Source organism: Liquorilactobacillus sucicola DSM 21376 = JCM 15457 (assembly GCF_000612445.1).
Classification (GTDB): Bacteria; Bacillota; Bacilli; order Lactobacillales; family Lactobacillaceae; genus Liquorilactobacillus; species Liquorilactobacillus sucicola.
Map to the genome: position 1 here is coordinate 307,969 of NZ_BALC01000003.1, position 23,485 is coordinate 331,453.

General features: G+C 38.5%; 21 protein-coding genes. 19 read left to right on the forward strand and 2 right to left on the reverse strand.

Annotated features, from left to right (window positions below; genetic code table 11):
• The first annotated feature begins 10 nt into the window (after positions 1–10).
• Positions 11–2,692, forward strand: a complete 2,682-nt coding sequence (adhE, locus tag JCM15457_RS06795; protein ID WP_152537293.1) for a bifunctional acetaldehyde-CoA/alcohol dehydrogenase — start codon at positions 11–13, stop codon at positions 2,690–2,692.
• Between the two features lie 343 nt (positions 2,693–3,035).
• On the opposite strand, the gene JCM15457_RS06800 is transcribed toward adhE, so the two are convergent.
• A complete protein-coding gene (locus JCM15457_RS06800; protein ID WP_034988645.1) occupies positions 3,036–4,664 on the reverse strand; it encodes a peptide ABC transporter substrate-binding protein in 1,629 nt (542 codons plus the stop codon).
• A 569-nt stretch (positions 4,665–5,233) separates the two neighbouring features.
• Between JCM15457_RS06800 and JCM15457_RS06805 the strand changes: the two genes are divergently transcribed.
• The 15 genes from JCM15457_RS06805 to JCM15457_RS06875 all read left to right on the forward strand — a co-directional run bounded on the left by JCM15457_RS06805 (position 5,234) and on the right by JCM15457_RS06875 (position 20,171).
• A complete protein-coding gene (locus JCM15457_RS06805; protein ID WP_034988648.1) occupies positions 5,234–6,037 on the forward strand; it encodes an SDR family oxidoreductase in 804 nt (267 codons plus the stop codon).
• Between the two features lie 5 nt (positions 6,038–6,042).
• Complete coding sequence (locus tag JCM15457_RS06810) at positions 6,043–7,560, forward strand: BglG family transcription antiterminator (protein ID WP_034988650.1); 1,518 nt, start codon at positions 6,043–6,045, stop codon at positions 7,558–7,560.
• Positions 7,541–7,909 (forward strand): PTS sugar transporter subunit IIA, encoded by a 369-nt coding sequence (locus JCM15457_RS06815; RefSeq protein ID WP_161633666.1) that lies wholly within the window; start codon positions 7,541–7,543, stop codon positions 7,907–7,909. Before JCM15457_RS06810 ends, JCM15457_RS06815 begins: the two co-directional genes overlap by 20 nt.
• On the forward strand, positions 7,910–8,416 hold the full coding sequence (locus JCM15457_RS06820; protein ID WP_034988656.1) for a transcriptional regulator GutM: 507 nt from the start codon (positions 7,910–7,912) through the stop codon (positions 8,414–8,416).
• A 15-nt stretch (positions 8,417–8,431) separates the two neighbouring features.
• Positions 8,432–8,983 carry a PTS glucitol/sorbitol transporter subunit IIC gene (gene srlA, locus JCM15457_RS06825; RefSeq protein ID WP_034988657.1) on the forward strand — a complete coding sequence of 184 codons (552 nt, stop codon included), beginning with the start codon at positions 8,432–8,434 and terminating at the stop codon, positions 8,981–8,983.
• 27 nt (positions 8,984–9,010) lie between these two features.
• On the forward strand, positions 9,011–10,015 hold the full coding sequence (gene srlE / locus JCM15457_RS06830; protein ID WP_034988660.1) for a PTS glucitol/sorbitol transporter subunit IIB: 1,005 nt from the start codon (positions 9,011–9,013) through the stop codon (positions 10,013–10,015).
• Positions 10,016–10,039: 24 nt separating this feature from the next.
• Positions 10,040–10,432: a PTS glucitol/sorbitol transporter subunit IIA gene (locus tag JCM15457_RS06835; protein ID WP_187325792.1), complete on the forward strand. Its 393-nt coding sequence runs from the start codon at positions 10,040–10,042 to the stop codon at positions 10,430–10,432.
• A 628-nt stretch (positions 10,433–11,060) separates the two neighbouring features.
• A complete protein-coding gene (gene brnQ, locus JCM15457_RS06840; RefSeq protein WP_034988662.1) occupies positions 11,061–12,428 on the forward strand; it encodes a branched-chain amino acid transport system II carrier protein in 1,368 nt (455 codons plus the stop codon).
• Positions 12,429–12,552: 124 nt separating this feature from the next.
• Entirely contained in the window at positions 12,553–13,008 is a 456-nt protein-coding gene (locus JCM15457_RS06845) for a LytTR family DNA-binding domain-containing protein (protein WP_034988664.1), read from the forward strand.
• Positions 13,005–13,712: a LiaF transmembrane domain-containing protein gene (locus JCM15457_RS06850; protein WP_034988665.1), complete on the forward strand. Its 708-nt coding sequence runs from the start codon at positions 13,005–13,007 to the stop codon at positions 13,710–13,712. Before JCM15457_RS06845 ends, JCM15457_RS06850 begins: the two co-directional genes overlap by 4 nt.
• Before the next feature lie 400 nt (positions 13,713–14,112).
• Positions 14,113–15,915 carry a DUF2207 domain-containing protein gene (locus JCM15457_RS06855; RefSeq protein ID WP_034988667.1) on the forward strand — a complete coding sequence of 601 codons (1,803 nt, stop codon included), beginning with the start codon at positions 14,113–14,115 and terminating at the stop codon, positions 15,913–15,915.
• A gap of 802 nt (positions 15,916–16,717) precedes the next feature.
• Positions 16,718–17,935 (forward strand): betaine/proline/choline family ABC transporter ATP-binding protein, encoded by a 1,218-nt coding sequence (locus JCM15457_RS06860; RefSeq protein WP_034988668.1) that lies wholly within the window; start codon positions 16,718–16,720, stop codon positions 17,933–17,935.
• 3 nt (positions 17,936–17,938) lie between these two features.
• Positions 17,939–18,568 (forward strand): ABC transporter permease, encoded by a 630-nt coding sequence (locus JCM15457_RS06865; protein WP_034988669.1) that lies wholly within the window; start codon positions 17,939–17,941, stop codon positions 18,566–18,568.
• Between the two features lie 11 nt (positions 18,569–18,579).
• A complete protein-coding gene (locus JCM15457_RS06870) occupies positions 18,580–19,512 on the forward strand; it encodes an osmoprotectant ABC transporter substrate-binding protein (protein ID WP_034988670.1) in 933 nt (310 codons plus the stop codon).
• 5 nt (positions 19,513–19,517) lie between these two features.
• Positions 19,518–20,171 (forward strand): ABC transporter permease, encoded by a 654-nt coding sequence (locus JCM15457_RS06875; RefSeq protein ID WP_034988671.1) that lies wholly within the window; start codon positions 19,518–19,520, stop codon positions 20,169–20,171.
• A gap of 245 nt (positions 20,172–20,416) precedes the next feature.
• Here JCM15457_RS06875 and JCM15457_RS06880 read toward each other — a convergent pair whose 3' ends face one another.
• Complete coding sequence (locus tag JCM15457_RS06880) at positions 20,417–20,908, reverse strand: ferritin (RefSeq protein ID WP_051993326.1); 492 nt, start codon at positions 20,906–20,908, stop codon at positions 20,417–20,419.
• 218 nt (positions 20,909–21,126) lie between these two features.
• On the opposite strand from JCM15457_RS06880, the gene JCM15457_RS06885 reads away from it, so the two are divergent.
• The 3 genes from JCM15457_RS06885 (at position 21,127) to JCM15457_RS06895 (ending at position 23,481) form a co-directional block, all read left to right on the forward strand.
• Complete coding sequence (locus JCM15457_RS06885) at positions 21,127–21,540, forward strand: OsmC family protein (RefSeq protein ID WP_034988672.1); 414 nt, start codon at positions 21,127–21,129, stop codon at positions 21,538–21,540.
• A 1,009-nt stretch (positions 21,541–22,549) separates the two neighbouring features.
• Positions 22,550–22,876 carry a PadR family transcriptional regulator gene (locus JCM15457_RS06890; protein WP_034988674.1) on the forward strand — a complete coding sequence of 109 codons (327 nt, stop codon included), beginning with the start codon at positions 22,550–22,552 and terminating at the stop codon, positions 22,874–22,876.
• Positions 22,873–23,481: a DUF1700 domain-containing protein gene (locus tag JCM15457_RS06895; RefSeq protein WP_034988676.1), complete on the forward strand. Its 609-nt coding sequence runs from the start codon at positions 22,873–22,875 to the stop codon at positions 23,479–23,481. Before JCM15457_RS06890 ends, JCM15457_RS06895 begins: the two co-directional genes overlap by 4 nt.
• Positions 23,482–23,485: the final 4 nt, after the last annotated feature.

Here is a 23,485-nt window from a genome sequence, read left to right on the forward strand (position 1 = left end):
GGTAAAAGTAATGAAACCAAAAGCAAAAAAGGTATTATCCGCTGAGGAAAAAGAGGCTCTGATGAATGAGGCTCGAAAGTACACGGATGGTCTGGTCAACAAAGCCTTAAAAGCTGAAAAGTCGTATGCTACATTTACACAGGAGCAAGTTGATAAAATCGTTGCTGCTGCCGCATTAGCAGGATCTGAGGCGGCTTTGACACTTGCACATGAAGCGGTCGAGGAAACGGGTCGTGGAGTTGTTGAAGATAAGGATACCAAGAATCGTTTTGCAACTGAAAATGTTTTTAACACTATTAAGAATGATAAAACAGTTGGTGTGATTCATGAAGATAAAGTTGCTGGTGAAGTACAAATTGCCGCTCCACTTGGAGTTTTAGCCGGGATAGTTCCGACAACTAATCCGACCTCGACAGCAATGTTCAAATCTTTGCTAGCATTAAAAACACGTAATGCAATTGTTTTCGCGTTTCACCCGCAAGCACAAAAATGTTCAGTTCATGCTGCTAAAATCCTGTATGATGCTGCAGTTGCAGCAGGCGCACCAAAGGATATTATTCAATGGGTTGAAAAACCGTCACTTTATAATACAACGGCATTGATCCAAAACCCTAAAATTGCTTCTATTTTGGCAACTGGTGGTCCTGGAATGGTCAATGCAGCTTTGAAGTCAGGTAATCCATCAATGGGTGTTGGTGCTGGTAATGGGGCAGTCTTTGTTGACCATACTGCACATGTTGATCGTGCAGTTGAGGATTTGCTTCTGTCTAAACGTTTTGACAACGGGATGATTTGTGCAACTGAAAACTCTGTTGTGGTTGAGGCTCCAGTATATGATCAATGGTTAGCCAAGATGGAAGAAAAGGGTGCGTATGTTGTTCCTAAAAAAGATTATCAAAAAATAGCAGATTATGTGTTTAATGACAGACATGGGGTTAATGGCCCAGTTGCTGGTAGACCGGCTAGATGGATTGCTGCGCAAGCAGGAGTTAAACTACCCGAGGATAAAGATGTAATGTTATTCGAACTTGACCCTAAGAATATTGGCGAAAAGCTTTCTTCCGAAAAACTATCACCGTTGCTGTCAGTTTATAAGGCAAAGAATCGTGAAGATGGGATCAAGATTGTTGCGGATCTGTTGGACTACCAAGGGGCTGGTCACAATGCTGCCATTCAAATCGGCTCGCAATCAGATCCTTTCCTAACAGAATTCGGGGATAAGACCAAAGCTGCACGAATTTTGGTTAATCAGCCTGATGCTGTTGGTGGAATCGGAGATATTTACACTGATGCATTGCGCGCAAGTTTGACTTTAGGTACAGGATCATGGGGGAAGAATTCATTGTCACATAACTTATCAACTAAAGATCTCTTGAATGTTAAAACAGTAGCTAAACGTCGTAATCGCCCACAATGGGTTCGTTTGCCAGAAAATATCTATTATGAGAAGAATGCAATTTCTTATTTGCAAGATATTGAAAACATTACACGAGCATTTGTTGTTGCTGATCCAGGAATGGTTAAGTTTGGATTTGTTGATAAGGTTTATGAGCAGCTTGAAGTTCGCGACAATGAAGTTAAAACTTCAATATATGGAACTGTTCGCCCTGATCCAACATTGGGACAGACAATTGAAATTGCAAAACAAATGCGCGACTTCCAACCAGACACAGTTATAGCAATTGGTGGTGGGTCTGCTTTAGACGCTTCTAAGATTGCACGTTTTATCTATGAGTATTCGCTTGATCAAGAACCTGGGTTCTTGGACAGCTATGAGGCAGTAAGCGAACTATTCACACGTTTGCAGCAAAAATTCATTGATATTCGTAAGAGAATTGTTAAGTTCCATCATCAGAGACACACAAAATTAGTGGCAATTCCAACTACGTCAGGTACTGGTTCAGAAGTAACACCGTATGCAGTTATTACAGATGATAAGACACATGTTAAATACCCACTGACAGATTACGAGTTGACACCACAGGTAGCAATCGTTGATCCTGAGTTTGTCATGACGGTTCCGAAAAGAACGGTAGCTTTGTCTGGTTTGGATACTTTGTCACATGCTTTGGAATCTTATGTTTCTGTTATGGCGTCTGACTTCACACGTCCTTGGTCTTTACAGGCAATCAAACTGGTTTTTGAAAATTTGGAAAATTCATATAAGTTTGATCCTAAACATCCAGATTTAGCTGGGGAAACAGCACGTGAAAATATGCATTATGCTGCAACTTTAGGCGGAATGTCTTTTGCTAATGCATTCTTGGGAATTAATCACTCAATTGCTCATAAAACTGGTGGAGAGTTTGGATTGCCACATGGTTTGGTTATTTCCATCGCAATGCAGCATGTGATTCGTTTTAATGGTGTTGCAGGTAAAGTAAAGCGCACTCCATTCCCTCGCTATGAAGTCTACCGAGCACAAAAGGATTACGCTGATATTGCGCGCTACTTAGGCTTGTCAGGGAATAACGATGCAGAATTAGTCGAGGCTTTGTGCGATAAGATTGCCACTTTGATGAAGGCAGTTGAAGTCGTACCAACATTGTCGGCTAATGGTGTAACTAAACAGCAATTTGACAGTGCACTTGATAAGCTAGTTGATTTGATTTACAACGATCAGTGTACACCGGCTAATCCAAGACAACCACACCTTGAGGAAATCCGGCAATTGTTGATCGATCAGTTCTAAGGTTAACGTAATAGCCGATAGGTTATGACTGTAGGGTGGCTTTGTCTATATTGGTTTGTGGTTATAAGAAAAAAGCTGACTATTTTGTTTGTTGAGATATAAAGATTAAAATAAAAAGGAGCTGTGCCAAAAGTTGAATTTTGGCACAGCTCCTATTTTATTCCGTATGAACGTGTTCCATAAGTCAAAATTCTCCGTCTAACTTCGAATTACTCATAGCAAAGTACTCGCTATGTTCATAATTTCGAGTTATTACTCAAATTTCCCGACTTATGGCACACTCTCTTTTTTGCGTTAATCTATTTTAGAAGTTGACTGTACTTACCAAATAAATGTACGCATTCTATTTTTCGATGTAAGCTTCTTTAAAATTAAATGCTACACCAGCAGTATTATAAATCACACCTTTAACTTTGCTTTTTAACATCTGTGCTTGTGCTAATTGATAAAGTGGGGCCACGCCTTGTTCCTTGTTCAATAGCTTTGATGCTGTAACTAAGTCATTCCAGCGCTTATCTGACTTGTTGACATCAGTTGTTTTAGAAGCTGTGAGTAACTTGTCGTATTCTGGATTTTCCCATTTACCGTTATTGTAAGGATTGTTCTTAGTAAATAAATCCAAGAAGCTGATTGGATCTGAAAAATCTGCGCCCCAACCTGAAACAACTACATCAAATTGTCCATCGGTTGAACGAGTGATTCTTGTTTTTTTAGGAAGATTCAGAACTGAAACATCGGCACCAGGCAAATTTGTTTCTAATTGACTTTGAAGGTAAGTGGCAACGTCTTTATTAGCATCGTCATCATCGCCCAAGAGTGAGAAACTCAACTTTTTGACACCTAGTTCTTCTAAGCCTTCCTTCCATAACTTTTGTGCTTTTGCTTTATTATAATTGGCTCCAGTTGTTGTTGCGGCAGCTGCAGTAAAGTCTTGACCTTTGTGGCTGGACAGTCCCTTTGAAACTACGCTTTTAGATACGAGAGATCCGTTTCCTAAGACTTTGTTGACAAGTTGCTGCCGATCAATGGCGTAAGAGATCGCTTCACGAATTTTTTTGTTTTGGAATTCTTTCTTCGTTTGATTGAACTCTAAGTAGTTTGAACGCGATTGTTTTAATGAAACAAATTCCTTATTATTACTTAGCTGCTTGGCTTGTTCAGCATTCAGATATGTTTCGTCCAGTTTGTCATCTTGATAGAGATTATATGAAGTAGTCGGACTCTTAGCAACTTGGAAAGAAATATCAGCTAAATTAACGTTTTTCTTATCCCAGTAATTCTTGTTCTTAACTAACTTCCATTTTAAGTTAGAACCAGTCCACTCAGTCATTTTATACGGACCGTTATAAACCATATATTTAGCTGAGGTACCATATTTTGAGCCAAATTTTTCGACAGCTTTTTGATTTTGCGGGAAGAATGGAGTAAAGCCCATTAAAAGCTTGAAGTATGGCAGTTCTTTATCCAAAGCAACGACTAATTTGTATTTACCGACAGCCTTCACACCTAATGCAGATACAGGCTTTTTCCCAGCTGTAACATCAGCAGCATTTTTAATTCCTTCGAAGATATATGCATACTCAGAAGCTGTTTTAGGAGCGACAGTTCTGCGCCAAGAATAGACAAAGTCAGCTGCAGTTACGGGATCGCCATTTGACCATTTACTGTTTTTTCGCAGGTCAAAAGTATATTTTAGGCCATTATCCGATACTTGAGTTTTGGTGGCTAGACCAGGTTCGACTTTGCTGTCTTTTCCAAGTCGATACAGACCTTCAGTACTATTAGCTATCATGTCTGAACTTACAGTATCGACAACTTTGGAAACATCCAACGTTTGCAGTTCTGAAGGTTCTGACCAGCGTAGTGTTTGGTTAGTTGCGGCCTGACTAGTTTTCTTAGAACCACAGGCACCAAGAGCTAAACCGCAGGCTGTAAAAACAACTGACGTAGATAAAACTTTTTTCCAATTCACAAAAATTCCTCCTCAAGGGCATACGACCTTTTATGAAATCGAAAAAAAGACCCACCGTGCAGATTCATGCAGGTGGGTGTTATACAATACTATTTTGACGACCCACCGCCTCAAGAATTTCTTCCGCGCGATGGGTCTAATTTCTGGTTTGTTAAAAAGCCGAGACATTAGATGACACATCGCGCGTGCTAATAATGACTTGGCTAATAATTATGGCTGTTAAACAAGAAAATACAAAATTATGTAAGTACGGCATGATCATCTAACCCCCCTCTATTTTTTAGCTGCATAACAGCTTTTTTAACGAATAATTACAGTATAGCTATTTTAAAATAAAAAGCAACAGAAAGTTTTTACTTTTTAGCTGATACTTATTAAAATCAGTTAATATTCGCGGATTTAAGCATTTCTGACAACTTAGCTAACTTAACTAATTTCTAAAGTTAATATAGAGATTGTCTTATTAGTAAACCAAATTGCAAGGCATGACGAATTTTATGATATTAACAATAGTAAGCGATTACATTATGCTTTGAGTGTAAGAAAAATTAAGTCAGGAGTGATTGAATATGGCAGAAGACTGGTTAAAATTAGCTGATAAGGTGATTATTGTTACAGGTGGATCATCTGGTATTGGAGATGCGATCGTTAGAGAATTGATAGGGCACGGTGCAAACGTTGTTAATGCAGATTTAAAGGCGGGGAACTACGAAAATCCTAAGTTGATATTTAAAAAAACTGATGTGACTTCGAAGGTAGATGTTAAAGAAGTTGTTGAAAAAACAATTGAAAAATTTGAACGAATAGATGGTTTAGTCAATAATGCAGGTATCAATCTTCCGCGCCTTCTTGTTGATCTGAAAAAAACAGGGGGAAATTATGAATTAAGTGAAGGTGATTTTGAAAAAATGTTCGCCGTGAACGTAAAGAGCGTTTATCTCATGTCGCAATTTGTCGGGCGGTATATGGCTAAACAAAAAAGCGGGGTTATCGTAAACATGTCTTCAGAAGCCGGTTTAGAGGGTTCGCAAGGGCAAAGTATATATGCAGGAACTAAAGGGGCAATAAATGCGCTGACACGTTCATGGGCAAAAGAACTTGGTGAATACAATATACGTGTAGTGGGTGTAGCTCCGGGAATCATGGAAGCAACTGGGTTGAGAACTCGAGTTTATGAAGAGGCTTTAGCTTATTCACGACATAAAACGGTGGAAGACATCAGGGCGGGGTATAAGAGTACGACAACGACACCGTTGGGTAGAAGCGGACATCTATATGAAGTCGCAGACCTTGTAAGTTATTTCTTATCTGAACGCGCAAGTTACATCACTGGAGTTACAACAAACGTAGCGGGAGGCAAATCAAGAGGGTAAAAGGAATGGTGCAATTGGATAGTCAGGGATTTAGATTATTAAGGTACTTTATTGTTAACGATTCAATAACGATTGATGAGCTGGTTGCAAATGAGCACGTATCAAGAAGAACTATGATGAAGTACATTCAGGAACTGAATGATGATTTGAATGGGATTGCACAGATCCATAAGAAAAGACAAAGGTATTACATCCAGGTCAACGACTATCAACAATTGGCTAAAGTGCAAACGGGACAGTTAAAAAGAAATTTAGATTTCAACGACGCTAATAAGAGATACGCGTATATTATCGATCGTCTGATGCAGGCAGATGAGTATATTACACTTGATGATTTAGCTGAAGCATTGATGGTTAGCCGGACAACTTTGAATAGAGATATTAAGGATTTACGGAATAAGTTGCGTGAATATCAAGCAGAAATATTTTCAATGACCAGCAACGGAATAAAGTTAAAAGTTTCCGAAGAGTATAGAGTACCACTTCTCATTGAAAACTTTGTTTATGATTATTATCCGACACAATTGTTAGCAAATATTGAAAGACGCACAAACTTGAAAACACTGTATAAAGAATTTCATATTGAGACACAGATACAGTTGCAATTTGAAAAAAAGATTACATCTCTTTACTTGGCAATTCAAGCCGGATATAGAATAAAACACAAAATCCCTTTTTTTCAGAGGTTGTGGCGCGATGGCAAGGCAATAAGTGCTTTAAGCAGCACTTTTGAGCTGATAATTGGCACGAAATTAACAAGGTTTGAATGCGATTACCTTTTAGCACCGTTAACCTTTAAAGCAAACAATCTTCTTTCTAAGGAGCGGGTCGAAAAGCAGCTAGCACAAAACTATCACATCTTTGAACTTGTAGAAGAAAGCAGTACTTTTGATGCAGCACTTGATTTTAAGCATATCTATGAACAGATAAAATATCATTTTCTTTTTTTAATAAATAGATCTCTTTTTCATTTTAAAGTGCCAACGATTCTGCCAGATAATCTTGTAGAGCAATACCCACTAGCGAATGATTTAGCGTTGCTGACGGTTCGTGTACTGGAGAGGCACTTTAACGTAAGTATTGATAGAGTTGAAATTAGTTATTTAGCTATCTACTTTGAAATGGAGTTGGAAGAAAATAAGTCTGGCCCTTCGCAGATATTAGAGGTTGCGATTGTTGGGCAAATTGGCGAAAGTGTCATTCGCTTTATTCGACATCGCTTGCAGGATATTTTTGAAGATGAAATAGCAGTAACTTTTTTTAAGAATACGGAGCAGTTGAACAAACAGAATACACACTATCTGCTTATTTTTTCAGACAAGCCAATCAAGTATCATGATCAAGCAACTCCTGTTGTCAGAATTAGTGCAGCCTTCAGAGCCAACGAATTGAGAAATAAACTGCAGGTTTCATTTATCGAAAAAGCTATTGTGAATAAACAGTGCGAATTCACGTATAAAAAAATGGATAGTAAAGATGGTTACTTGCGAGCAACAAAAAAAAGTGATTCAAGCCAAGATTAAAAGTGGAAGCTTAAGTGCAGATTTCCTTAAGTCTTGGGAAAAAAGAGAACGACAAGGATCTAATGTTTTTGAAAATGGAATCGCAATCCCGCATGTTGTGGATAACTCCGACAATGAGCGCATATTATTAAACATTGGTGTTTTTGATACAGATGTTAAATATCAAGATAGAAAAGTTAGAATTGTATTTCTTATTGGAATACCGCAAAAACTTAATCATCAGCTAAACAAGGTTTTAACCCAAGTTTACGATCTGGTTTTTGCAGTGGCTAATAATCGAAATATTTATAATAATATTTTAGATTATGACCAGCAGCGGGCATTAACACAGATAACGGAGGGGATCTAAATGTCAATTATGTTTTGGATAGGCTTTTTTCTGGTAATGGCATTTTTGCTCCAGGGATTTTTGGGGTTTCTGCAGATTAAAAACTTTTCAGTGAATTTTGGTGATTTAAGAAAAAAGGGGAAGGTTTTGATTGGAAAGAATCCTAAAAGAATACGTTCTGGAAGCTTGATCTTGATGGCCATTGACAAAGAAGGAAGCATAAAAGAAGCCCGAATAATGAAAGGGGTTACGGTCTTTGCTAAGTTCAAGCAATTAAAAAAACTTCAGAATATGAATGTAGTCGAGGTAGCAGCTAATCATCAAATTATAAGTAGTTTTGATAAGCTGACACAGCAATGTATTTTAAATGCTTATCGAAATTATATTAATTTTAAAACTGGAAAACTTACGACAGAAGACCTTGACACCAGTGTCAACATCTTCTCGATGCCAATTTTGGAGAAGATTAAGATACAAAGTATGCAAATTGCAAGATTTGTCAAACGAAATTTCATTCGAGAAAAATAGAAGGAGTGACAAAAGATGAAATATATTACTGATTTTGCCTCGGGGTTTATGGGCTTGTTCCAAACGGGTGCCAAAACTTTTATCGGTTGGATGTCTTCAATCGTGCCAGTGGTGCTGCTGCTCCTCGTTTTGATGAACACTATAATTGCTTTTTTGGGAGAAGAAAGAATGGAAAAACTGGCCAAATCTTCTTCAAAGAATGTTTTTACGCGGTATATGCTACTACCTTTTCTAGCAGCTTTCATGTTAGGAAATCCAATGTCTTTTACATTAGGACGTTTTATGCCAGAGTTTTATAAACCGAGTTACTACGCAGCGTTGGCTCAATTTAATCATACTAGTAATGGTGTGTTTCCACATATAAATCCCGGCGAACTATTTATCTGGTTAGGGATTGCCCAAGGAGTTCAAAAACTTGGTTTGAATAGTATGGACTTGGCGATCCGGTATTTGCTCGTCGGGTTGATTATGAATTTTATCGGGGGCTGGGTCACGGATTATACTACTGCATATGTTTGTCGGACAAGCGGTGTTAAACTCTCCAAGGAAGTCAACCTATCCAAATAATTGAAAAAGACTAAGGGGGAAGCAACTATGGCATGGAAAAGCATAAAAATAGAGCGCGGTACAGGCGGTTGGGGTGGACCACTGATCATTACTCCGACAAAACAAAAGCATAAATTTATTTATGTGACAGGTGGTAATAAGCCAAATATTGTGGATAAAATAGCTGATTTGACCGGTATGGAAGCTATTGATGGTTTTAAAACATCTATTCCAGATGATGAAATAGCGCTGGCGGTTATTGATTGTGGTGGAACTTTACGTTGTGGAATCTATCCTAAAAAGGGAATCCTCACAGTCAATGTTCTACCAACAGGAAAAAGTGGTCCATTGGCAAAATTTATTACGCCTGAGCTTTATGTCTCTAATGTTGGTCTTAACCAGATCAAACTTGCAACTGATGAGCAAGGCGCTGTGCATGAAACGGAAACAGATACGGAAACTGCAAGTTCCGAGTCTAAATATGATAGTCAAAAGACGATTACACAACAGATGGAACACAAAGGATTTATCGCTAAGATCGGCATTGGAGCCGGCAAAGTCGTTGCCACTTTTAATCAAGCGGCTAAAGATTCAGTCCAAACGGTAATTAATACAATTATCCCATTTATGGCTTTTGTGGCACTATTGATCGGTATTATACAAGGGTCTGGAATCGGAAAAATATTTGCGAAGTTAATGACACCATTAGCGGGTAATGTTTGGGGATTGATGATTATGGGGTTCATATGTTCGTTGCCATTTTTGTCACCGTTATTAGGGCCTGGCGCAGTAATCGGTCAAGTTATTGGAACGCTAATCGGAGTTGAAATAGGGAAGGGTAATATTGCTCCGCAATTTGCATTACCGGCTTTGTTCGCTATCAACACACAGAATGCCTGTGATTTTATTCCCGTAGGTCTTGGTTTAGAGGAAGCCGAATCGAAAACAGTTGAGGTTGGTGTTCCGTCAGTCCTGTATTCAAGATTTTTGAATGGTGTTCCGCGTGTTTTTGTTGCATGGCTTGCTAGTTTTGGACTTTATGCAGGTAAATAGTAGTTTTAGATGGAGATGAGGAGAATGAAAACAAGTGAAAAGATTGTGTACAAAACAAAGGTAAATGAAGTCGGCAGTGAAGCAAAAGGATTTAGAGATATCCAGATGTTAATCTTATTTGGAAATGAGGCCCCGGATGCATTGCGTTCTTCATGCTACATTATTGATGTGAATAGAGTCGACGAGAATATCACTACAGGAATGCTCTTGGCAATAGATGGGAAAAAATATAAGATCACCGCAGTTGGCAATGAAGTCCAAAATAATCTCACAAACTTGGGACATATCGCGATTAGTTTTACCGGAACAACTGTGGCCGAGTTACCGGGGACATTATATGTCGAAAAAGGAGACTATCCAGAACTTAACGTGAATACACAGATTGAGATTCTTGATTTAAAAGGAAAAGCCGAGTGAAACACATTTTTAAAAAAAATAAGCTGGCTAGTATTTTTGATTTTTGAGTAAAATGGGTACGAAGGTTACATTATTTCCCAATTTCTTGTTGTAAGTTTACAGTATGCGAATTAATATATTTCAGTGCCCAGCTTCTTACTGTGCGAGCACAGAATTTGACGAATATTACACGCCCGTTTTTGTAAAAATATCACTTGACTTTTGATGCGTTTTACAGAATAATAAGTTTTAACTTAATAATCGAGTAAGATACGTTGAGAAGAAGGAACAGTATCGTCGGCTTGTATAGAGAATATTCATAAAGGTGAAAGAATATCTAGTTGAGTGCTGTTTGTAGTCTTTGAGTAGCGGTAACGAAAAGCAAAAGCTTTAGTTGCCGATGTGCGCACCCATTAAAGTGCCAATGCATCGCTCTTTGAAGTCTAAGAGCCGCGCATGAGAGATCAGGTTTTACAGTCTATTTTAGAGATGTAACCTGGTAATAAAGGTGGTACCGCGTTAAGAGCTCCTTGAAATTATTTCGAGGGCGTTTTTTTGTTGCCACAATAACAGGGGAAGATGATAAAAAATAAATTTTAAGACTTAAAATAACTGTAAAACTTTTAATTACGAGAGGGAGATTTTTACTATGAAAGAAAACAAGTTGAATTTTAGAGGGACTATTTTAATAGCATCGTTAATATTTGGAATGCTGTTTGGAGCGGGCAATCTGATTTTTCCTGTCCATCTAGGTCAACTAGCAGGAGGCAAGTGGATTCCCGCTTCTTTAGGATTTTTGGTAACAGGAACATTAATACCATTGATTGCGCTGATAGCATTAGGCGTGTCCAAGAGTCACGGTTTGTACGATTTCAGTGCCCCAGCCGGTAAAAAATTTGGAGCCTTTTTCCTGATAGTGACGCATTTATCTTTAGGACCGCTGTTTGCAACTCCACGGACAGCTTCGACTGCTTTTCAACTGTCATTTGCGAGTGTTTTGCCAGCGAAATATCAAACAATTGGTTTACTGCTTTTCTCTGCAATTTTCTTCATACTTGTATATCTTTTTGCACAAAATGAAATACATCTTACTCGTTATATTGGAAAGTGGCTCAATCCACTATTTTTAGTATTGCTATTCACTATTTTCCTCATCGGGCTAAGTAAACCTATGGGAAATTTACATCAGGATGTCGCTACGGTCTATCAAACTTCGGCCTTTGCTAATGGCTTTCTGGAAGGTTATAACACGATGGACGCTTTAGCAACGCTTGCTTTTGGAATAACAATTATAAAAGCACTTAGTTTTTTGAAAATTACTCATCCAAAACAGATTGCAGGTTCTTTGATAAAAGCAGGAACGCTTGCAATGGGGGTTGAGGCAATAATTTATATCGGGTTGATCATGTTAGGGACAGCAAGTTTAGGCCAATTTAAAATTTCAGCGAATGGTGGAATTGCTTTAGGACAAATCACACAGCACTACTTAGGTTCTTTCGGGACTGCTTTTTTAGGAGTAATGGGAACGTTGGCTGTCTTTACGACCGCGCTGGGATTGGTAACTTCCTTTGCACAAGATATGCACAGTATTTTTCCAAAAATAAGTTATAATTTTTTTCTTATCCTTACGACAGCAGCATCATTTTGTACTTCTAATATGGGATTAACGCAAATAATAGCGTGGGCTACACCGTTACTTATGTTTCTCTATCCTTTAGCGATGGCACTTATTTTGCTCTCATTGCTTAGTGCTTTTTTCAAACTTGATACCCTTGTTTACCGCTCAACCCTGCTTTTTACAGGTACCGCTGCAGTTTTGGATGGTATAAATGCTGCACCTCTGTTGATAAGGAATTTGTTTAGTGTTGTTTTGGAGGGTTACCACCAGTACATACCGTTCTCAGGACAGGGTTTTGGCTGGATTCTTCCCACCGCAGCTGGGATGGCGTGCGGCCTTTGTCTGCATTGGCGAAAGAATATTATTAAGGGAAAGTTAAAAGAAAAAGACGCTGCTTAAAAGGTACCTTTTTTTAACAAGGATTCAAGTTGTGCCACTTACGCAACAGGATATACCACTTGCACTTAATTTATTTACCCAGCATTCAAAATGTGTTCTACTGAGAGTGTGAAAGGGATTGGCTATGAAGATAACGATTGATATTGATGATAGTTTGGAAGAAACAGAAGTTGTAATCCGTGCTCCAAAGCGTTCTGAAGAAATAGTACAGTTAAGTCGAATGCTGCGTGCTAAAAATGAAACATGCTCTCTTTTATTCTATAAAGGGAGAACGGAATACCGCATAAATGTTGGCGATATTCTCTTCTTTGAAACAAATGGGCGCCAAGTTCATGCACATACTACGGACGATGTTTATGTAGTCAAATATCGTTTGTATGAATTAGAAGATATGCTTCCTTCTGATTTCATAAGAGTTTCAAAATCAGCGATTTTAAATGTAAACAGAATTTTTTCATTGACTCATTCCGTGTCTAACAGACTTATTCAATTCCAAAATTCTTACAAACAAATTTATGTTTCTAGAAAGTATTACAGGGAGTTAAGAAAACGAATGGAAGAAAAGGGGAAAAATGTATGAAAAAACAAAGATGGTTTTGGGGCATCTTTTTTCTACTGAGTGCAGTCTTGCTGGTCGCCAGTCAAATGGGGTGGGTCAGTGCACGAATTAGTTTTTGGAGCATTATTATAACACTGTTTTTAATTGCAGCTTTTATTCAAAGTTTAGTTCATAAAACCATAACGGGGATGATTTTTTCAGTTGCATTTTTATGTATGGTCTATGCGGAACCGTTGGGTATTAAGCATTTAGTTCCATGGACGATATTAGGATCAGCTTTTTTAGTAAGTGTCGGGTTGTCACTGCTTTTTCACGCTGGGACGGGTTGGAGAATTGATAGATATAGACACAGACGTGCAACCGACAAAACTGAGGAAGCGACAATAAACGACGATTCTTATACCCAGTTGAGTGGTAGTATGAACTCAAGTATTCAATATGTTCAAGCACAGAATTTTAAAAGAGCAGATATTGATGTATATGCTGCTGGCATGAAAGTCTATTTTGACAATACAATAATTAAAGAAGACAACGCGGAAATTAACATTACTGCTTCCTTTAGTGGTGTGGAATTTTATGTTCCAAGAGAATGGAGAATAGAAGATCGGGTGAATTCGTTTTTAGCTGGGATTGAAGAAAAGGGCAGACCTAGCGCTGAAGATGGACCGACTGTCCTCTTAAAGGGAAATTTAAAGTTAAGTGGGTTAGTAATTCACTATATATAGAACTGCTACTGTTTAGGCTACACAATAAACTAATTAGTGAATATGGTGATGTGCATAATAAAAGGCTTACAACAAGCAGTACAGAGTTGGTAAGCTTTGAGTGTTGACGCGAAATTATAAACGTAGCGAGTAATTCGAAGTAGACGGAGAATTTTGACTTATAAAACGATTATAGGAATAAACAGAGGAACTAGGTTAAAAATTACCTTTTGGGTATTTTTCATTTTAACCTAGTCTCTTTGTTTTGCACAAAAAATTGTCTAGAATCGTTGTAACAAAGTAACTCTTATAATGAAGTCTATTAGTTAATGCTGTGGACTTATGGTACATTAAGAATAGATATTAAGACCATGGCACTGTGATTTCTGGTGGCATGAAAAATTATGGTGGAGGATAAGAGATGAAGAACAAGGCTTGCGTATTATCTTTTCTTATGGCACTGTGTGGTTTTTTATTATTTTTTATTACGCCGGCACAAGCCGATGATACTTATGAAATTACGCAGTATCACGTGGATGTCAATGTTTTAAAAAATGGAGATGCTGAACTAACACAAAAGATTACTTATGATTTTGATGGCGATTTTCATGGTGTTTATTACAATCAAGATCTTCGCGGAATCAAGGGTGTTTCAAACATCAATGTTTCTGCAGTGCAGAACGGAACAACGATAAACATGAATCAGTCAAGTACTGGAGATAATAATACATATACATTGGAACAGACTGAAGACAATTTAAAGATTAAGCTTTTCCATGCTATTTCTGATGAAACTGCAACCTTTACGTATCACTACTTGTTACATGGTGTTGTAACTAATTATAAGGATACGGCTGAATTGAATTGGAAAATAATTGGGGAAAAATGGGATGTTCCACTGAAAAACGTGTTAATCAAAATTCAGTTACCGCAAAAGAATATTAAAGAGCTGCAGGGATGGACACATGGAAAATTAGATGGACAAACGACTGTCAAAAGAACGGCAGGGCAGGTTTTGATTAAGTTGGATGAAAACCCTGAAAATCAATTTGTTGAGAGTCACCTATTGTTCCCAAACAATGTCACACCTGATAATCCTAATAGGGTCAATAAAAGTATTAAGAAAAACGTGCAGCGGCAGGAAGCGGAATTGGCTCGCCAAGCTAATGAGAAACGTAAGCGCAGCGAACGTCGGAGTACTATTATAAAATATTTGCTGCTGGGTCTGAGCTTGTTGAGCGTTGGTGGCTGGTGGCTGTGGCGCTGGCGTAATCCAGGCAATCCGCAAAAACCGCTCCCACCTGTGGTTCATTCGTATGAAATCCCCGAGTATTCGGCGGAAGTTACTCAGGCAATCATTGAGGATGACCAGCCTAATTCGAAGACATTTAGTGCATACCTGCTGGAACTTGCGGCTGCTAAAAAAATAGCGATTAAGAAAACAGGAACTAAGAAAGATGATTATGAGGTAGTACTTCTTGAAGAGAATCTACTGAAAGAAAATAAATTATTGAAAGTCTTGTTCAACGAGGTCGGTGATGGAAGTAAGTTTTCGCTCAAACAGCTGAATAAATTCGGCAAAAGGCAGAGAAACAGCACAAAACTGCAAAATTCTTTTTCCGAATGGCGGAAAAGGGTCTTTAAACAGGCACGAAAATCTGGATATCACGATGCAGTCAATGCCAAGCTACGAACAATAGCTTTGTGGTCAACACTCGGCAGCAGCTCTTTGCTAGTAGTGACAATGGTTGTTTTCTGGAATACTTGGGTATTCTGGCTACTTTTGCTGGCGCTGATAGTAAATATTGTAGTTTGCCATTTTTATCGCAAAAAAAGGCCTAAGTATTCTAAGTCTGGATGGCAACTACTATATCGACTGTTATGTTTTAAGAAAATGCTGCAAGATGTTGGCCGTTTTGATATGAAAAAGGTGGGCGACCTTATCTTGTGGGAACAGATATTACCATATGCTGTAGCATTTGGTCTGGCAAAAAAAGTTATCAAAGAGTTGCAGACTAATTTTTCCACTGCAGAATTAGAAACGAATTTTGGCAGTTATTATCCGATCTTTATTTTAGGGACCGGCAACTTTGAAACAGCATTTAACAACAGTTTTACGAGCGCTATCACAAGTAATTCAACTTCAGCAAGCGGAGACTCTGGTGGCTTTAGTGGTGGATCATCTGGCGGTTTTGGCGGCGGATCCGGTGGCGGAGCATTCTAGGATTATTCTAATGGAATAGTTTGGAGCTGGGTCAAAACTTAACTTTTGAGATATTCTTCATTTTAACCCAGCTTTTGCTATTGTTTCGGATAAACGTGTCCTATAAGTCAAATCCCTTTGTCTATCGCTCTCTTTCCAAGGGGGAGATTGTGAAGAACATGCGGCTTATCGGTTGGCTAGGGAGAGACTGAAACATTGCGGCATGACTTGAGGGACCAAGAAAATCATGTCTCCAAATTGATGGGCCGGATACTACCGAGCCTCTCCAAGACTGATCCCGTGGCTAAACGAGTGTAAAAAAAACAAACAGTATCTCCTGCTGATTGAAATTAAAAATAGCAACATGAGCCAGTCTGTTAGAATCAAAGCGTAAACGTAAAGTAAAAGCCTTATTATGAGTCTGCGCTATGAGTCATCATATAAATGGTTAGCTTTCACCATGGCTAAAAGATACTTGATGGTTTTATTAGTGCAAGCTATCACTGCGACCTATCCCGTTTGGGGTAGGTCGTTTTTTATTTTGATGAGATCTGGCTTGGGTAAAAACAATGTAGTAAAAGTCAGAAGGAAATACTTGTTCAAACAATAGTAGATTAAAGATTATACTCTGCACTTTGCTGTATACGAATTAATGTCATTCAAAATTAGAAAACAGTACACTAAACGCTTGATCTTCCAAGACTAATGCTTATGCCATATACAGCTAGTAAAAAAATAGCGTAAAAGCTTAACAAATACGCTGTTTAGCTTAATATGTTAGAATAAAATCGAGGTACTAAATACTTGCTTATGGAGGTTCCGTATGCCAAAAGAAAATCCGATCGTAGTTTTTAAGGATGTTAAAAAGGTTTATCGTGGCGGCAATATTGCGGTGGAACACATAAATTTAACTATCAACAAAGGCGATTTTGTGTGCTTCATCGGCAGGTCGGGGTCAGGGAAAACGACTGCAATGCGTATGATTAACCGAATGCTTGAACCTAGTGGTGGAACAATATTGTATAACGGAGAGGACATACATAAGACTGATGCTGTAAAGCTAAGGCGTCGAATTGGGTATGTTATTCAGAATATTGGGCTCATGCCTCATATGACTATTTATGAAAATATTACGTTAGTCCCCAAATTACTAAAATGGCCAGAGGAGAAGAGACGGAAGAAAGCTAAGGAACTGATTAAACTGGTCGAATTGCCTGAAGATTTCTTGGATCGCTATCCTTCTGAGCTATCTGGTGGACAGCAGCAACGTGTAGGGGTTATTCGGGCTTTGGCTGCTGATCAGGATTTAATTTTGATGGATGAGCCATTTGGAGCGCTTGACCCAATTACGCGTGAAAGCCTGCAAGAACTTGTTAAGCATTTACAAGAAAAATTAGGGAAAACGGTTGTTTTTGTTACACATGATATGGACGAGGCACTTAAGTTAGCAACACAGATAGTTGTTATGGATTCCGGACACATAATTCAGAATGCATCACCTAGTGAAATATTGCAACATCCAGCAAATGATTTTGTGGAGGATCTGATTGGTGAAGATCGGCTCATGCAAGCACGTGCAGATGTAACAACGGTTAGTCAGATCATGCTCAAAAATCCAGTCTCCATTACGCCTGGACGTTCTTTAAGTGAAGCGGTGCGGTTAATGAGGCAACGTAGAGTGGATACACTTTTGGTGACCGATGATGATGACTATTTGAAGGGGTATATTGACATTGAAACTTTGAATACTAGTTATCGGCATGCGACAAGCGTTTCTGACATTTTGAACACCAAAATTTTCTATGTTGTTGATGATACCTTATTAAGAGATACGGTCGATCGTATTCTAAAACGCGGTTTGAAGTATGTACCGGTTGTGGATAAAAATGGCAAGTTACGTGGAATCGTGACACGTGCGGCAATTGTTGATATGGTTTATGACACGATTTGGGGCGATTCTGATGATGGAGGAGAGTCTGGTTCAGAAAAAAATGAAAACACGAGTCGTTCAGGTGCTGCCTCAAATGCTAGGGAGGTGTAGACTATGTTCGACTTTTTGAACCAGCATGGCGGGGAACTGATAACTAAGACGTGGGAGCAGCTCTATATTTCTGGACTGGCCCTTGCACTAGGAATCATTGTCGCAGTTCCGTTGGGAATACTGCTAACGCGGTTTGCTAAAACAGCTAAAATCATAATAGGGATTGCAAGTATGTTGCAAACAGTGCCATCATTAGCGCTCCTAGCGCTTATGATTCCAATATTTGGAATCGGTAAAATACCTGCGATTGTTGCTTTATTTATTTACTCGCTCTTGCCTATATTGAGAAATACTTATATTGGGATGGAAGATGTTGATCCTATTCTGAAGGATAGTGCTAAGGGCATGGGGATGACCGCGTTCCAGTCTATTTTAAAAGTGGAAATTCCAATGGCAATACCAGTTATCATGGCTGGAATCAGATTATCGGCTGTCTATGTTATTGCTTGGGCGACTTTAGCTTCATATATTGGTGCAGGGGGCCTCGGAGACTTAATATTCAATGGCTTAAACTTATTTCAGCCTGATTTGATTATTGGGGGCACAGTGCCGGTTACGATTTTAGCGCTTCTTGCCGACTACTTACTGGGTAAACTAGAAAAATGGCTGACTCCTGTTAGTCAACGATCGTAGGAGGGCGGAGTATGCTTAAAATAACTAAAAAAATTTTTCTAGAACTAGTGTTGCTTTTTAGCGGTACTTTACTTCTTCTGACAGGCTGTTCGTTTCCTGGAGTCAGCGGTTCGGGAGAAGATGCAATTCGCATTGCATCGCAAAGTTCGACTGAGTCGCAGATTATGGCTAATATTGTTGCAGAGTTAATCAATCATGAATTAGGGTATAAAACAGCTTTGGTCAGCAATCTTGGATCCACCACAGTTGCCCACCAGGCAATGATTCGCGGTGATGCAGATATTTCGGCAACTCGCTACACAGGGACTGATATAACAGGTACCTTACAGTTACCAGTGACCAAAGATCCGCAAAAAGCTACGCAGCTTGTCAAAAGGGAATTTAAGAAAAGGTATGATCAGACTTGGTTTCCATCCTATGGGTTCGCAGATACTTATGCTTTTATGGTGACACAGAAAACAGCTGAAAAGTATAATATCAATACAATATCAGATTTAGGCAAGTACGCTTCAAATATGAATGCCGGTGTTGACACGTCTTGGATGAATCGTCCCGGTGATGGATATAAAGATTTTGCGCGCGAGTATGCCTTTGATTTTAAAAGAGTCTATCCAATGCAGATTGGATTAGTGTATGACGCGGTTGAGGCAGGCAAAATGCAGGCAGTGCTCGGATATTCGACAGATGGGCGCATCAAAAGTTATAATTTGAAAATACTAAAAGACGATAAACGTTTCTTTCCCCCGTATGATTGCTCACTGGTAGTTAATGATAGTTTATTGAAAAAGTACCCCAAACTGGCCTCTGTTTTGCATCGCTTAGATGGAAAGATAAATTTGGAGACGATGCAGTCATTAAACTATAAGGTCGACAATGATCTCTTAGAGCCATCAGTTGTTGCACAACAATTTTTAGCTAAGCATCAGTATTTTAGGGGGGAGTGAAGGAAATGGCTAATTTAAATACCTGGGAGCAGTTTTGGTACTACTTGGTTAATAATGGGTCATATGTTTTGAGCCAGTTTGTACGGCACTTTCTGATATCGATTTATGGTGTTTTACTGGCAGCGATCATTGGGATACCGATTGGAATTATAATTGCTCGTAAGCGGCAGTTAAGTGCGTTTGTTATTAGTGTTGCTAATGTTATACAAACAGTGCCCTCCCTTGCAATGTTGTCTATTGTTATGCTAGGGCTGGGTTTAGGAGTTAACACAGTTATTTTCACGGTCTTTTTGTATTCTCTTTTACCAATTATAAAAAACACATATACTGGAATGGCTAGTGTAGATAAAACGATTCTCGATTCTGGCAAGGGTATGGGAATGACCAGTTTTCAAATTCTTTACATGGTAGAGCTTCCCTTGGCGATGTCGGTTATTATGGCAGGTATCAGAAATGCATTGGTTGTTGCTATTGGAATTACTGCGATAGGCGCCTTTGTCGGTGCAGGTGGGTTAGGTGACATTATTGTCCGTGGTACCAATGCAACCAATGGCGGTGCGATCATTCTTGCAGGGGCACTACCGACTGCAATGATGGCAATCATTTCGGACTTGGTTTTGGGCTTTTTCCAAAGAAGACTTGAACCAAAAAAAGTCTAAGTGTGAATACAAACATAGTCAATGAGTGACTATGCACAAACTACTTTCAAACAGAAAAATTGGAATACAGTGACACGAATAATGCAAAACTAAAACAAAAGAACCGGAGCAGATGAGGTATGTTGAAGTGCTTCATAATAGTTAGACAAGGAGTCTAAGGATTGTGAGGCACTTCATATGTCCCCAAAAGTAAATTCTGCTCTGGTTCTTTTTGCGACATGAATGTTGCAGCTGTTAGTTAGAGGCTAGCCTTCATGATCTGTACTGGTTTGAAGAAGCCCGTTCATGCCTAAAACACCGCTTTCTCCAACAAAGTTATACTTGGCAATCAAGTTTCGTGCGTTAACTTCTTCTTCAATTTGCTCAGAAAGAAAATAATTTAAGAAATTCATTGTTTCAAAATCTTTAACATCATTTGCTTGAGCATAGATAGTACGAATACAGTCGCTGATGTACTGCTCATGCTTCAGACCTTTTTCAAGAATTTCTTTGACAGAGCTGTACTTTTGAGAATTATGTTCGATAGGAGCCAAATTAATTTGCTGGTCTTTGTCATGCAGATAATTAATGAACCTCCAGGCATGGCCCATTTCTTCATTTGCCTGATCTTTATACCATTTTGAAAAACCGTCTAAAGACTTTTCTTCAAAGAAGTTATAAAAATCCAAATAAATATAGGCCGATTGAAACTCTTTGTTGATTTGTTCGTTCAATAGGGTAAATATTTTTTCTTCCACTTAACACTCCACCTTTCAAGTCTAATTCTAGCATGGTTAGTTTTGAATTAAAAGAAGTCTAGTACAGAGGCTACAAGCGTAAATGTATATGTTAAACGCAGATGATTATCTCCGTAATTATATTTTGTACAAGCTGAAATTTTTGACCTCTTAGATTTTTTTAGCTAAAGTAAGATTATAAGTGAAGTTGCTTTACAAACAAAGGAAGAGGTGCAGTTATGGCAGAAGAAGGTATGTTATATGAAACTGAAGCAGTAAACAAAGATGGACTTAACGGCTATACCTATGTCGAAAATGCTTTAAAGCTCAAGATCAGTAATCCGCGTAGCAAAGCGCCCGGGACAAATCCGGAGCAGTTACTGGGGCTTTCTCTTAGTACTTGTATGAATGCGACGATTCAGGCAATAGAACGTGAACGTGGTTTAAGACATACTTCCGAGGTTCGGGTGAAGGTCACGATGGTAAAAAAAACGACAGGGCTGGAGTTTCTAGTTAAAGCACGTGTCCATATCCCAAGTGTTGATTTAGAGACTGCAGAAAGATTTGTTAAATTGGCTGAGAAACGTTGCCCAGTATCTAAATTGTTAAGTGGCAGTGCTAACTACACTATTGAAGCTGTCGAAAATTTTTAAATAAAAATGTGTTTTTTGGCGTGCAGTATAGGTAAAGTAAGTAAAAATATTAAAAAAATGCGTATTTAGATTTGCAAAACAAAAAAGTTAGGTGTACCTTAAAAGAGGAGATGATTTAAAACAGGGAGGCTACCAATGTTGATTTCAGTCGAACAGGTAATATATCTAGTAGTTTTGATGGTGTTGATTTCTATTTCTTTGGGTACTCTTATTGAATGTGTCACATTTCGCAAGGAAATTATGGAAAAAACTATTTTTAATAAGTCGTTTCGCAGGCTTATACACCATTTTTTCTAAGTGAATGTCGCTTAAGTAAGGTTTTATTCGAAGACGCGGGTATATTGTTTTTATGATGTGTAAGTGAAATCAGCGTAGCCTTTTTCAATTCTAAAAAAGGCGATGAGTTTAAAAACTCTGAGTGTTAATGACAAAAAATGAAATACGTTATTGCATGTATTCAAGTTATAAATAAGTGAATGTGGCAGTAGTTGATGGATTTTGATGTTAAATGGATTGCGAATACAGATAGAATTTGACTTATGGAACACGTTTATACGGAATAAAAATAGGAACTGTGCCAAAATTTAACTTTTGGCACAGTTCCTATTTTTTTATGTTATAAGTGTTTATTTTGAACCGTATTAAATTGACTGAAGATAGACTGGAAGAAATCAAGCGAATGACTAAGAGATGCGCTATTAAAGGAGAGCGAGGATAAAGCAACCTTGTAATGTTCTGGTAAGTGTTCGTTTTACCTATCAAAAGTTAACAAAGATCAATGGTACGGAGCTGAGTGATTCTTGGAATTCACAAGCCAATCAGAAAGAGCTTATTCGATTAATTTATTGGGGGCAAAAAAGCCATAGATACTTTTGCAAGATAATTAATTTAGGTAAACAAACAGTAAAACAATACTTGCCTTTTTAACTCAAATATAATACTATATAGCATATAATATTGTTGATAATAAATGTGATAGAGAATAAAAATGTCTTATGGGAGGGATACGATGAAAATTCAGGTGACAGCAGATCTGCTTGACGGGTTGGTCTTAGCTTTGTTAAACAAAAAAGATTATTATGGTTATGCTTTGACGCAGGATATGCAGAAGGCAATTAGTATTTCGGAGTCAACAATGTATCCCGTTTTACGAAGGCTAAGAAGCAATGGATATCTAACAACATACGATCAGGCGTATCAGGGGAGAAATAGGCGCTACTACAAAATCACGGTCGAGGGGCAACAGCATCTCAAACGTGTGCTGGAAATGTGGACCAACTACAAACAAAGTCTGGATAAAGTATTTTTAGTATCGTCAAAGGGGGATGGACAATGAAAGCCAGTCACGGTTATCTTAGCGAGCTCGAACACTATTTGAGCCCGTTGACATCTGAAGAAAAAGATGACGCAATAAATTTTTATAGTGAATATATAGAGGATGCTGGTTTGCAGACAAAAGAAGATATCGAGCGCAAACTAGGAACTGCTAGACAATTAAGCCGTAAAATTTTAGCAGATCACTCGATCAAAGTTGATGAAGACAACCGACAAAAGAATAAAAAAACTTCTCCGCGATCTAATTCAAAAATGATCTGGATAATAATTTTAGCGATCATTTCTGCACCAATGACGCTTGGAATTGGTGGAGTTCTCCTGTTATTAATCATGGTTGCAATCTTAACTGCTGCCATTGTTGCAGTTGCTGGTTTAGCAACATTGATCGTGGTTATGGCAATGTGTCTCTACACTGGTGCCTTATTGCTGTTCACACATTGGACTGTAGGAATGTTCTATCTTGGATGTGGTCTCACAGCCTTGGGAGTCCTGTTAGTTGCTGTTCCACTGCTATATTGGCTTTGCAGCGTAATCATGCAGATTGTTGCAAATTTTGCGCGCTATCTGTATCGCAGATTTTCTAAGCGACGTCAAAGGGAGGTCTGAATAG

Bases quoted from the DNA above. Each gene is read 5' to 3' on its own strand.
- JCM15457_RS06855 (WP_034988667.1), top strand. From the start codon at position 14,113: ATGAAGAACAAGGCTTGCGTATTATCTTTTCTTATGGCACTGTGTGGT.
- JCM15457_RS06850 (WP_034988665.1), top strand. From the start codon at position 13,005: ATGAAAAAACAAAGATGGTTTTGGGGCATCTTTTTTCTACTGAGTGCA.
- JCM15457_RS06870 (WP_034988670.1), top strand. From the start codon at position 18,580: ATGCTTAAAATAACTAAAAAAATTTTTCTAGAACTAGTGTTGCTTTTT.
- JCM15457_RS06835 (WP_187325792.1), top strand. From the start codon at position 10,040: ATGAAAACAAGTGAAAAGATTGTGTACAAAACAAAGGTAAATGAAGTC.
- JCM15457_RS06875 (WP_034988671.1), top strand. From the start codon at position 19,518: ATGGCTAATTTAAATACCTGGGAGCAGTTTTGGTACTACTTGGTTAAT.
- JCM15457_RS06895 (WP_034988676.1), top strand. From the start codon at position 22,873: ATGAAAGCCAGTCACGGTTATCTTAGCGAGCTCGAACACTATTTGAGC.
- JCM15457_RS06805 (WP_034988648.1), top strand. From the start codon at position 5,234: ATGGCAGAAGACTGGTTAAAATTAGCTGATAAGGTGATTATTGTTACA.
- brnQ (WP_034988662.1), top strand. From the start codon at position 11,061: ATGAAAGAAAACAAGTTGAATTTTAGAGGGACTATTTTAATAGCATCG.
- JCM15457_RS06890 (WP_034988674.1), top strand. From the start codon at position 22,550: ATGAAAATTCAGGTGACAGCAGATCTGCTTGACGGGTTGGTCTTAGCT.
- JCM15457_RS06810 (WP_034988650.1), top strand. From the start codon at position 6,043: ATGGTGCAATTGGATAGTCAGGGATTTAGATTATTAAGGTACTTTATT.
- JCM15457_RS06860 (WP_034988668.1), top strand. From the start codon at position 16,718: ATGCCAAAAGAAAATCCGATCGTAGTTTTTAAGGATGTTAAAAAGGTT.
- JCM15457_RS06845 (WP_034988664.1), top strand. From the start codon at position 12,553: ATGAAGATAACGATTGATATTGATGATAGTTTGGAAGAAACAGAAGTT.
- srlA (WP_034988657.1), top strand. From the start codon at position 8,432: ATGAAATATATTACTGATTTTGCCTCGGGGTTTATGGGCTTGTTCCAA.
- JCM15457_RS06885 (WP_034988672.1), top strand. From the start codon at position 21,127: ATGGCAGAAGAAGGTATGTTATATGAAACTGAAGCAGTAAACAAAGAT.
- JCM15457_RS06865 (WP_034988669.1), top strand. From the start codon at position 17,939: ATGTTCGACTTTTTGAACCAGCATGGCGGGGAACTGATAACTAAGACG.
- JCM15457_RS06820 (WP_034988656.1), top strand. From the start codon at position 7,910: ATGTCAATTATGTTTTGGATAGGCTTTTTTCTGGTAATGGCATTTTTG.
- adhE (WP_152537293.1), top strand. From the start codon at position 11: ATGAAACCAAAAGCAAAAAAGGTATTATCCGCTGAGGAAAAAGAGGCT.
- srlE (WP_034988660.1), top strand. From the start codon at position 9,011: ATGGCATGGAAAAGCATAAAAATAGAGCGCGGTACAGGCGGTTGGGGT.